At 71.2% G+C, this 10,267-nt stretch carries 11 protein-coding genes; 9 read left to right on the forward strand and 2 right to left on the reverse strand.

Annotated features, from left to right (window positions below):
• Nucleotides 1-8: 8 nt before the first annotated feature.
• The 4 genes from M5362_RS05565 to M5362_RS05580 all read left to right on the forward strand — a co-directional run bounded on the left by M5362_RS05565 (nt 9) and on the right by M5362_RS05580 (nt 3,220).
• Nucleotides 9-383: an ectoine synthase gene (locus tag M5362_RS05565; RefSeq protein WP_260226202.1), complete on the forward strand. Its 375-nt coding sequence runs from the start codon at nt 9-11 to the stop codon at nt 381-383.
• Nucleotides 384-534: 151 nt separating this feature from the next.
• On the forward strand, nt 535-1,653 hold the full coding sequence (locus tag M5362_RS05570) for an acyl-CoA dehydrogenase family protein (protein WP_260226203.1): 1,119 nt from the start codon (nt 535-537) through the stop codon (nt 1,651-1,653).
• Between the two features lie 20 nt (nt 1,654-1,673).
• The gene (locus tag M5362_RS05575; RefSeq protein WP_260226204.1) at nt 1,674-2,360 is read left to right on the forward strand and encodes a transglutaminase family protein; all 687 of its coding nucleotides are present in this window, start codon (nt 1,674-1,676) and stop codon (nt 2,358-2,360) included.
• Complete coding sequence (locus M5362_RS05580) at nt 2,357-3,220, forward strand: maleate cis-trans isomerase (RefSeq protein ID WP_260226205.1); 864 nt, start codon at nt 2,357-2,359, stop codon at nt 3,218-3,220. Before M5362_RS05575 ends, M5362_RS05580 begins: the two co-directional genes overlap by 4 nt.
• 139 nt (nt 3,221-3,359) lie before the next feature.
• Here M5362_RS05580 and M5362_RS05585 read toward each other — a convergent pair whose 3' ends face one another.
• Entirely contained in the window at nt 3,360-4,247 is an 888-nt protein-coding gene (locus M5362_RS05585) for a ScbA/BarX family gamma-butyrolactone biosynthesis protein (RefSeq protein ID WP_260226206.1), read from the reverse strand.
• Nucleotides 4,248-4,426: 179 nt separating this feature from the next.
• Here M5362_RS05585 and M5362_RS05590 point away from each other — a divergent pair, with 179 nt between their 5' ends.
• Together M5362_RS05590 and M5362_RS05595 are read left to right on the forward strand one after the other, a co-directional pair.
• A complete protein-coding gene (locus M5362_RS05590) occupies nt 4,427-5,053 on the forward strand; it encodes a ScbR family autoregulator-binding transcription factor (RefSeq protein ID WP_260226207.1) in 627 nt (208 codons plus the stop codon).
• The gene (locus tag M5362_RS05595; RefSeq protein ID WP_260226208.1) at nt 5,050-6,039 is read left to right on the forward strand and encodes an NAD(P)-dependent oxidoreductase; all 990 of its coding nucleotides are present in this window, start codon (nt 5,050-5,052) and stop codon (nt 6,037-6,039) included. The genes M5362_RS05590 and M5362_RS05595 overlap by 4 nt, the downstream gene beginning before the upstream one ends.
• A gap of 22 nt (nt 6,040-6,061) precedes the next feature.
• Here the strand turns inward: M5362_RS05595 and M5362_RS05600 are convergent, their stop codons facing one another.
• Nucleotides 6,062-6,514, reverse strand: coding sequence for an Lrp/AsnC family transcriptional regulator (locus M5362_RS05600; RefSeq protein WP_260226209.1), 453 nt, complete (start codon nt 6,512-6,514; stop codon nt 6,062-6,064).
• 105 nt (nt 6,515-6,619) lie between these two features.
• On the opposite strand from M5362_RS05600, the gene M5362_RS05605 reads away from it, so the two are divergent.
• From M5362_RS05605 to M5362_RS05615, 3 genes are all read left to right on the forward strand, one after another.
• Nucleotides 6,620-7,567 carry an SMP-30/gluconolactonase/LRE family protein gene (locus M5362_RS05605; protein WP_260226210.1) on the forward strand — a complete coding sequence of 316 codons (948 nt, stop codon included), beginning with the start codon at nt 6,620-6,622 and terminating at the stop codon, nt 7,565-7,567.
• 82 nt (nt 7,568-7,649) lie between these two features.
• Complete coding sequence (locus M5362_RS05610; protein ID WP_260226211.1) at nt 7,650-8,252, forward strand: HD domain-containing protein; 603 nt, start codon at nt 7,650-7,652, stop codon at nt 8,250-8,252.
• 135 nt (nt 8,253-8,387) lie between these two features.
• The gene (locus M5362_RS05615; RefSeq protein WP_260226212.1) at nt 8,388-9,683 is read left to right on the forward strand and encodes a hypothetical protein; all 1,296 of its coding nucleotides are present in this window, start codon (nt 8,388-8,390) and stop codon (nt 9,681-9,683) included.
• Nucleotides 9,684-10,267 lie beyond the last annotated feature (584 nt).

The following is a 10,267-nucleotide window of genomic DNA, read 5'->3' on the forward strand; positions in this document are numbered from 1 at the left end:
GTACCCGCATGTTCACCCGCAGCGTCGACGACGTCGTCCCCGTCCAGTGGGGCAACGGAACGAGCCACCGCATCCTCACGAAGGCCGACGGCATGGGCTTCGCCGTGGCCGTGACCCTCGTGCGCCAGGGCACCACCAGCGCTCTCCAGTACCGCGACCACCTGGAAGCCTGCTTCTGCGTCGCGGGATCGGGTGAGGTCGTGGAGAAGGACGGCACCCGGCACAAGATCGTGCCCGGGACGATATACGCCCTGGACCAGCACGACCCGCACTACCTGATCGCGTCGGACTACGAGGACCTGCACCTGATCTCGGTCTTCAACCCGCCGATCGTCGGTGACGAGAAGCACACGCTGTCGGACGACGGGTTCTCCCAGTACTGAGGGGCCTGAGCCCCCCGCCCCGCGGACGGCACCGCACCACCGGAACCAGCCGCGTGGCCGCGCGTGGTCGCGTGATCGCGTGTGGCCGTGCGTGGCCGCGTGTGCCGTCCGCGGGGCGCCTCCTCCCACCCGACGTGACAAGGACCAGGCTGTGACCGACGACCTCTTCCACCTCGCCGCCCCGTGGGCCGACAAGCTCAACGCCGACATCGGGGAACTCGACAGGAACGGTGCGTTCCCGTCCGACAAGTGGCCCGCCGTCCAGGACTCCGGGATCCTGCGGACCCCCTTCCACCCCGACCACGGAGGCCACGGCCGGTCCCTGACCGAGACCATGCGCGTGCTGGAAGGCCTCGGTCACACCTCCCGCGACGCGGGCCTCTCCTTCTCCACGTCCACCCAGATCGTCTCCGTGGGCGTACCGCTGCAGCAGTTCGGCGGCGAGGAGCTGAAGCGCCGGTACCTCCCGCGGATCATGTCCGGCGACATCATCACCGCGCACGCCATCACGGAGGAGTCCGGCGGCTCGGACGCGATGAACTCCGCCACCACCGCGGTCCGCGACGGCGACCACTACGTGGTCGACGGCAGCAAGATGTTCATCACCAACGCCCCCGTCGCCGGCCTGTTCCTGCTCTACGTCCGTACCGGCGACCCCGGTCCGTTCGGCCTCACCACCCTGCTCGTCGAGGCCGGCACACCCGGCCTTACCGTCGGGCCCGCCATGGACAAGATCGGGCTGCGCACCAGCCCGATCGGCACGCTCGCCTTCGACGGCCTGCGCGTCCCGGTCACCCAGCGGGTCGGCAGGGAGGGTTCCGGATTCCTCGTCCTCGACCACGTGATGAAGCGGGAGGTGCTCTTCGCCTTCTCCATCACCCTCGGCGAGATGACCCGCCGCCTGGAGGACACCATCCGGTTCGCCAGGTCCCGGACCCAGTTCGGGCAGACCATCGGCTCCTACCAGGCCGTCTCCCACAAGATCGCCGACATGAAGATCCGGCTGGAGACGGCGCGCAAGTGGCTGCGCGACACCGGGGTCAAGGTGGAGACCGGACAGGACGCGGCCATCGACCTCGCCGCCACCAAGACGGTCGTCTCCGAGGCGAACCTGCAGATGGCCCTCGACGCCGTCCAGATCCACGGCGGACGCGGCGTGCTCACCAGCCACGGAATCGAACGCGAACTGCGCGACTCCGTCGCCGGAACCATCTACTCCGGCACCAGCGAGATCCAGCGCAACCGCATCGCCGCCCTCCTCGGCCTCTGACCCCAAGGGAACCGCCTGCCATGACGCCCGACCTGCACGACCGGCTGACACAGCCCACCGAGTTCCTCGACTACGAGACCGACGCCGTCCAGGCCTTCATCGACCACGCCGTCAAGGACCGTGCGGCCGACCGGCGCACCCTCGCCATCGAGCTCTACTACGCCGTCCGGGACGAGGTCTTCTACGAGGTCTACGGCGCGGACCTCTCGCCCACCGGCCTCAAGGCGTCCCACACCGCCACCACGAAGTCCGGCTTCTGCCTGCACAAGTCCGCCCTCTACGCCGCGGCGGTCCGTGCCCTGGGCATCCCCTCCCGGCTCGTGTACGGCGACGTCCGCAACCACCTCGCCTCGCCGCGCCTCATCGAGCACATCGGCGGCGACGTCTTCTTCCACGGCCTCACCCAGGTCCACCTGGACGGCAGGTGGATCAAGGCCACGCCGGTCTTCAACAAGATCCTCTGCAAGCTGTACGGCATGGAGGCCCTGGAGTTCGACGGGCTCACCGACAGCCTCTACCACCCGTACGCGGAGGGCGCCGGTTCCATGGAGTTCCTCACGGACCACGGCGCCTTCGACGACGTCCCGTACGACTTCGTCATCGACGCGATGCGCTCCCGGCATCCCAGGTTCCTCAGCGGCCCCGGCACCAGCACGGTGGCCGGCGGCCGGCTGGCCGACGAAGCGAAGCAAGGAGTACGCCGATGACCCAGGCAGCCACGCCCACCGACGGCGCGCCCTCGCCCACCGACGGCGCCGCCACGCCCACCGACGGATGGGACGCCGCCATCCGCATCGGCGTCGTCGTCCCGCACGCCGACGTGGGCCCGGAGGCCGAACTCCAGGCCATGGCGCCCGCGTCCGTCTCGATCCACGGCTCCCGCGTCCACTTCGGCGCGATGCGGGCCGGCGGCGAGATGGACGAGAAGATCCCGCACGACCCGGTCCGCGCGTTCGTCGAACCGCCCTTCCTCGACCAGGCCGTCGAGCAGCTCGCCGCCTCGCCCCTGCACGCGCTCACCCTCGGCTTCACCTCCTCCAGCTACGTGCTCAGGGCGGCGGGGGAGCGGGAGCTGTACGAGCGACTGCGCCCGGTCACACGGGAGCTGCCGATCACGGGCACGACCAGGGCCGCCCGGGCCGCCTTCACCGCGCTCGGCGCGAAGCGGATCGCGCTCGTCAATCCGCCCTGGTTCGACGACCGGCTCTCCGGCCAGGGAGCCGACTACTTCCGGGAGTTCGGCTTCGAGGTCGTCCACCACGGCCCCTGCGGACTGCCGTCGAACCAGAAGGCGATCACACCGCGGAACCTCTCCGAGTGGCTGCGTACCACCGTCGCCTCCCACAAGCCGGACGCCGTCCTGGTGGCGGGCAACGGCATCCGCGCCGTCGGCACGATCAAGCCGCTGGAGGAGGAGTTCGGCTTCTCCGTCGTGACCGCGAACCAGGCGATCTTCTGGCACGCCCTGCACCTGGCCGGCGCGTCGGCCATCAGCGAGGGCGTCACCGAGTACGGCAGGCTCTTCGCCCTCCGCCCGGACGCGGCGGACGTGCCCGCCGCCGCGTGAGGCGACGCCCGCGAGCCCGGACGGCGTGTGCTGTCCGGGCTCGCGGGTCCGCGGTCTCGCGGTTCGCTGGCTCGCGGTGCGCGGGTGCGCGGTGCGTGGGCTCGCGCTCCCGGCTGGGGGCCGGATGCGGCTCAGGCCGTCAGCGGGCGGGCGCCACCTCGTGCAGCGCGATCACCGACGTGAAGATCTCCTCGTCGTTCTGCTCCGCCGTGACGAGCATCCGAGGGCGCCCGTCCAGGTCGTCGGGCAGGGACTTGGCCGTGAACCAGCACGGCGCGTCGAGCTCGGCGTACCGGCTGAAGTCGCACTGCATGCCCACGACCAGCGTCTGCCGCGGGTGGGCCGCCGCCTGCGCGGCCTGGCGCGCGGCCTCCAGGAGCAGCATGCCCGGCGCGTGGTCGACGGGGTGGTCGAAGAGGACGGGGTGCGAGGTGTCCGTCCGCAGCTGCCAGCGGTGCGGGACGTCGGTGCACGAGAGCACGACGTCCTCGAAGCGGTCCCGGCCCGTCTGCTGCGTGGGCGACGGCGGCGGCAGCGGCAGGGCCCGGGCGTTGGCGCTCTCGATGTCGGCGTACCGCCCCCGCAGCCGCTCGTAGACCGCCCGGTCCTGGATCGTGAACCGCGTCCGGGCGGTGGCCAGCCGGCGGCCCGCCCGCTCGGCCTCGACGGCGAGCGTGACGGCCGTCGCCCGTCCCTTCCGGTACTTCACGTCCGAGCAGGTGAGGTGCAACACGACGTCGGCACCGTCGTCGCCGTCCACCCAGAGCGCGTCCGGGTCGATGTCCCAGCCGAAGTCCTTCCAGAGCAGCTGGTGCCCGAACGGAACGTCGTACGCCGCGTGCGACAGCAACGGCAGCGTCTGGCGCACCGTCTCCGTCAGGAACAGGGGGTCGTGCCTTCCGAACCGGTCCAGGTAGAACGCGTGCTCACGCGGCCATCGGGCGGTGACGGTGAAGGTGTCGTCCCCGGTCCGGCACCAGCTCACGAGAAGCACTTCGGCCGGATTCGTCTTGTGGGTGTACGACATGGGCACAGGCACGGGACCGGCGGTCGCCCGGTCCTGTGCAAGTTCTATCGCAGGCACAACAGTTCTCCCCTGACTGTCCACAACATTTGCGGGGTCGTAGCACTGGTGTCTCGACTGTCCGCTCACATAAGATAGTGGTCACTCTTTTTCTTTGTCGATGTATACGAGGTAACAGGCCAGTGGCGGAACACAGGCAGGAACGGGCGATCCGCACACGGGAGTTGGTGCTCCGGGCCGCGGCTGAAGTGTTCGACGAAGCCGGATACCTCGGCGCGAGCATCACCAAGATCCTCGACCGGGCGGGCGTGACGGCGGGCGCCGTGTACTTCCACTTCCGGTCCAAGGAAGGGCTGGCCCGCGCGGTCATCCTGGAGCAGGCCGCGGATCTGAAGTTCCCCGAGGGGGAGGGCGGTCTCCAGCAACTCCTGGACATGACCGGGTACCTCGCGGTGGAGATGCAGCGCAACACCCTGTTGCGGGCGGGCGTCCGGCTCGCGGTCGAGCAGGGGGTGGTGGGCAAGCAGGAGTACTCGATATACGAGTGGTGGGCCGACCGCTTCCACCAGGAGCTCGTCGTCGCGCGGCAGAAGGGACAGTTGCTCGACGGCGTGGACGAGGCCGCCTTCGCGCAGCTCCTGGTCGCCGCGTACACCGGTACGCAAGTCATGTCGCAGCTCTCCACCGGCCGCGCCGACCTGCCCCGCCGGATCACCGACATGTGGCGCTGTCTGCTGCCGGCCCTCGCGCCGGTCCCCGTCATCTCCGGCCTCCGGATCCCCGCCGCCGAGCCGGTGGGCGCCGCGTGAGCCGTCCCCTCCGGGTCGTCATGACCGGGGCCACGGGCTTCGTCGGCTCACGGGTCCTCCATCGACTCGCCGCGACCGCGCGCGAGACGGGGCGCGAGATCTCGATCCGCGCCCTCGGCCGCTCCGCCGCCGCACCCGACTCCGCCCCGCCGGGCGTGAGCTGGACGCCCGTGGACCTGACGGACCGGGCGTCGCTGCGCACGGCGGCGAGCGGCGCGGACGTCCTGATCCACCTCGCCTCCCGCATCTCCGGCGACGAGGCGCAGTGCGCCGCGGTCAACGTCGAGGGGACGGCGGCCCTGGTCGACGATGCGGTCCATCACTGGGGGGTGGGCCGCATCGTCCACTTGTCCACCGCCGCGGTCTACGGCCCGGGCCCGCACCGCGGGATCACGGTGGACGAGATCGATCCCGCGCCGGTCTCACCCGCCAGCCGCACCCGGCTCGCCGGCGAGGCCCCGGTACTGGCCGCCGGCGGGATCGTGCTCCGCCCCGGACTCGTGCTGGGCGCGGGCGACCGCTGGGTGGTGCCCGCGCTCGCGGAGCTGCTCGACCGGGTTCCGGCCCGGTGGGACGGTGGCCGCGGGCAGCTCTCCCTGGTCGACGTGGACGATCTGGCGCGCCTGATCACCGCCCTGGCGACCGCCCCCGACGCACCGGAGCCCGGCGTCTACCACGCCAGCCATCCCGTTCCCGTCAGCAGCGGTGACCTGATGGCGGAGCTTGCGGCCCTGGACGTACTGCCCGCCGCCGACGAGGACTTGCCCTGGGAAGCCTGCCTCGACCGCCTGCGCGTCACCCCGGGCCGTATGAGCGAGCGTCAGTTCTCGCTGCTGGCCCAGGACCACTGGTACGCGAGCGAGGACGTCTGGCGCGCCGCCCACTGCCCCCCGGGCCCGGGCCCCCTCCATCGCCTCGCGGGCGCGGCGGCCTGGTACCGCTCGTTCCTGGCGTCCGCCTCCGCCGGCGCCCAGGCGGCGCGGTAGCGGCACGGGGATCCGGCGACGGTCACCCCTGGCCGGAGGTCAGGGGTGACACCGGCCGCTCGAAGAAGGTCTCCAGCACCACCGTGGCCTGCGTCCCGCCGACGCCGTCGATCGCGTAGAGCCGGCGCAGCACGTCCTGGAGCTGCTCGGTGGTCGCGGTCCGCACCTTCACCAGCACCGATGCGCTGCCGGCGACGATGTGCGCCTCCAGGATCTCGGGGATCGCGGCGAAGCTCTCCCCGGCCTCTCCCATCCAGGACGTCGAGTCGATCGTCACGAAGGCCAGCACGCCACCACCCACCGCCGCCGGGTCGACCTCGGCCGCGGTCCGCCGGATCACACCGCGCTCCCGCAGCTTGCGGACCCGTTCATGGGCGGAGCCTGCGGAGAGCCCCACGGCCTGGCCGAGCGCGGCATAGGACTGGGTGGCGTCCTGCTGGAGCTCCGACAGCAGAAGGCGATCGATGTGATCCACGACTCTCCATTCGGTCAAACCTTGCGACAAGGATACGACATCAGCCAATCTCGCGATGTCGCCAAACATCATTCGGCGTCCCGGGATCGCAATGGGGAGGACTGCATGAGCAACGAGAGCCCTGCGCTGTACGAGATGTTCGACGAGAGGTTCCGTACGGGGCGGTGCATGAACGGCGACGACGCCCTGGAGGTCCTCCACACGGGCTGCCGCTGGGCCGAGGGTCCGGTCTATCTGCCCGCCTGGCGGCAGGTGATCTGGAGCGACATCCCCAACGACCGGATGCTGCGGTGGGACGAGGAGACCGGCGCGGTCGCGGTCTTCCGCCGGGAGGCCGGCCACACCAACGGCAACACCCTCGACCGCGAGGGCCGCCTGATCACCTGTGAGCAGGGGAACCGGCGGGTGACCCGGACCGAGCACGACGGCACGGTCACCGTGCTGGCCGACCGCTGGCAGGGCAAGCGCCTGAACAGCCCGAACGACGCGACGGTGAAGTCCGACGGCTCGATCTGGTTCTCCGACCCGGACTTCGGCATCACCAGCGACTACGAGGGCTATCGCGCGGAGAGCGAGATCGGTTCGAACAACGTCTACCGGATCGACCCGGCCGACGGCTCCGTGCACCTGGTCGCCGACTGCTTCGCCGCCCCGAACGGCCTGGTCTTCTCGGCCGACGAGCGGAGGCTGTTCGTCTCCGACACCCGGGCCGGCCGCATCCGCGTCTTCGACGTACGCGAGGACAACACCCTGTCGCCGGGCGAGACCTTCGCCGAAGCCGCGCCCCGCGCGAAGGCCCGCTTCGACAACCTCCGCTTCGACGCCGACGGCCGTCTCTGGGCGGCCGCGATGTCCGACGGCGTGCACTGCTACGACCCCGACGGCACCCTGCTCGGCCGCCTGGTCGTCCCCGAGTCGGTGGCCAACATCGCCTGGGGCGGCGCGAAACGAAACCGCCTCTTCATCACGGCGGAGACGAGCCTCTACTCCGTGGTCATGGCGGTCACGGGCACCCACCCGACGGGCCCGGGGCGCAGGCCCTGGCTGAGCTGAGAAGCCCCGGAGCCGGGCGCGAGCCTTGCCCGGAGCCGAACCGGCTACCCCGTGCTGGACCAGCAGCCGTAGTGTCCGTGGGATGACCGCGAAGCCTTCGGACCTCCTGCTCCGGGCCCTCGACGTTCCGGGCGAGCCGCCCCTGCGGCCGCTGCCACCCGTGGTGACGGAACTCCTGCGTTCTCTGGGGGCCCCGCCCCGTCTGGCGGCGCACCTGCGCGCGGTCCACGACGTCGCGGTCGAGCTGGCCGACTGGGTGCGGGACCGCTACCCGGACCTGGCCGTCGATCGTGATGCCCTCCTCTTCGGCGCGGCCACCCATGACGTGGGCAAGACCCTGCACCCCGAGGAGCTCGCCGGGCCCGGCTCGGCGCATGAGGCGGCCGGGCGCGACCTGCTGCTGGACCGCGGCTTCGCCCCGGGCCTGGCCCGGTTCGCCGCTACCCACGCGAGCTGGGACGACCCCGGTGTGACGATCGAGGACCTTCTTGTCAGCACGGCCGACAAGATCTGGAAGGACAAGCGCGTCCCCGACCTCGAGGACAGGCTTGTCCGGGCGCTGGCCGGGGCGACGGGGCGGGAGCCCTGGGCGGAGTTCCTCGCGCTCGACGACCTGCTCGCCCGCCTCGGCGCGGACGCCGGCCGCCGCCTGGCCTTCCAGTCGGAGTTCCCGGTCCACCCGTGACCCGGAAGCCATGACCAGGCCGACCGGCGTACAACTTTTCGATCTCCACGCCGGTCTTGCGTGTGCGGCGTCCTCCGCCGCACCCGCTCTCGCCTTCCGAGGAGGCTCAGCGCCTTGTACCGCGCTTCCGTTCACATGCCCCGACTCCGGCAGACCGCCGCCGTCGCCGTCATCCTCGCCGCCACGACGGCCGGCACCCTGACGCTGCCGTCCGGCGCGATGGCCGCGCCCACCGCCCCGCCGGAGACCGCCACGCCGCAGACCGCCGCGGCGCCGCGGACCGCCGCCGAGGAGGAACTCGTCGTCACGTACGAGAACGTGCCCCAGGCCGTCACCTTCTCCCCCGCCGAGCGCGGCACCAGGCTGGAGTGGCAGTTCAACCAGCTCGACGTGGACGTCGTCGTCGAACTGACCCACGTCGCCACCGGGCGGAAGACGGTCCTCGAATCCCCGTGGGATCCGGACACCGAGTTCGCCTGGGTCCACTGGAGCGACACGTACGGCCCGCACTACTCCACCTACAGCGGCGCGTACACCTGGAAGATGACGGCCACGCCGAGTACCGGCTCCGGGCCCGGCGTCCAGCGGGCCGGCAGCCTCACACTCACCCTGGTCCCCGACGCCCACGACTTCAACGACACCCGCGAACCCGACGTCCTCGTCCGTGACTCGTCCGGCACCCTCTCCGCCTACGACATCGACGAGCTGTACCGCATGCGCGAGACCGAGTGCGACTGGATCGGGCCCTGCGAGCCGCCGGTCAAGGACCCGGCGCGGACGGTCCTCGGTACGGGCTGGAACACGTACACGCTGATGTCCGCCCCCGGCGACCTCGGCGGGACCCCCGCCGAGGATGTCGTCGGCCGTGACCGTGACGGCGTCCTCTGGCTGCACCGGGGCGACAAGGGCAAGCTCCTGCCCCGAACGAAGGTCGGCGGCGGCTGGAACGTCTACAACAAGCTCGTCGGCGGCGCCGACCTCACGGGCGACGGCCGCGGCGACCTCCTGGCCACCGACACCTCGGGCGCCCTGTGGCTCTACAGGTCCACCGGTAACACCAAGGCCCCCTTCAGCGCCCGCAAGAAGATCGGCGGCGGCTGGGGGATCTACAACCTGATGACCGGCGCCGGCAACCTCGCCGGAGGACCCGGCGGCGACCTTCTGGCCCGCGACCGGGACGGGGTCCTCTGGCTCTACCTCGGCAAGGGCGACGGCACCTTCACCGCCCGCCGCAAGGTCGGCGGCGGCTGGCAGAAGTACAGCTACCTCGTCCCCGCCGGGGCGAACTACCCGGGATCGGCCGACCTGTACGCGATCGGCCCCTCGGGCTCCGCCCTCTACTGGGGCCGGGGCAGCGTCGACCGGCCCTTCTCGTCACCACAGGCCATGCCGCTTCGGACCGATTCCACCCGCTTCAAGACCTTCTTCTGACGGTCACGCGGCAGTCCTCGGAAGATCGAGCCGACCGCGGTCCGTCGCCGAGAACCGGCCATGACCAGCAAAAAGACCCTCCCGAAGGAGGGTCTGTGGTGGAGCGCCCCCGGCAGGACTCGAACCTGCGGCCAAGGCTTAGAAGAGACTCGGCCGAACCGGATGCCACAGGCGCTGACCTGCTGCTTCAGAAGGGGGAGTTGCGAGAGTCCTGTCGTGACTCAGCGCGTCTCAGATCGCGACTCAGGTGGAGATCGATGAAGAGACCACCACCCCGGGGCGGTGGTGGTCTCTTCCACGCTCTAGCGGTGGCCGGTGCCCGCCAAGATCCGCGCCATGCGCAAGGGTCGCGGTCTTGTGTGGCGTCACCGATGCGGTCGAGTTCCTCGCGCAGCCGGCAGGACGACGCGGCTCCCGAGTACCGCCGCCAGGCCCTGGAGATGCTGGGCCGGACCCAAGAGGCCGAGGCCGAGGCCCGCCGGGCGTACGCGACCGAGCAGGGCCGCCGCTTGTTCCAGCACAACTGGAACGGCGCGGACGCCGTCGCCGCTGCCGCCGACACGGCCCGGGAGCGCACCGCTCAG

The organism is Streptomyces sp. Je 1-79, assembly GCF_025195125.1.
Taxonomy (GTDB): Bacteria; Actinomycetota; Actinomycetes; order Streptomycetales; family Streptomycetaceae; genus Streptomyces.

Bases quoted from the DNA above. Each gene is read 5' to 3' on its own strand.
- M5362_RS05565 (WP_260226202.1), top strand. From the start codon at position 9: ATGTTCACCCGCAGCGTCGACGACGTCGTCCCCGTCCAGTGGGGCAAC.
- M5362_RS05575 (WP_260226204.1), top strand. From the start codon at position 1,674: ATGACGCCCGACCTGCACGACCGGCTGACACAGCCCACCGAGTTCCTC.
- M5362_RS05580 (WP_260226205.1), top strand. From the start codon at position 2,357: ATGACCCAGGCAGCCACGCCCACCGACGGCGCGCCCTCGCCCACCGAC.
- M5362_RS05585 (WP_260226206.1), bottom strand. From the start codon at position 4,247: ATGTCGTACACCCACAAGACGAATCCGGCCGAAGTGCTTCTCGTGAGC.
- M5362_RS05605 (WP_260226210.1), top strand. From the start codon at position 6,620: ATGAGCAACGAGAGCCCTGCGCTGTACGAGATGTTCGACGAGAGGTTC.
- M5362_RS05610 (WP_260226211.1), top strand. From the start codon at position 7,650: ATGACCGCGAAGCCTTCGGACCTCCTGCTCCGGGCCCTCGACGTTCCG.
- M5362_RS05615 (WP_260226212.1), top strand. From the start codon at position 8,388: ATGCCCCGACTCCGGCAGACCGCCGCCGTCGCCGTCATCCTCGCCGCC.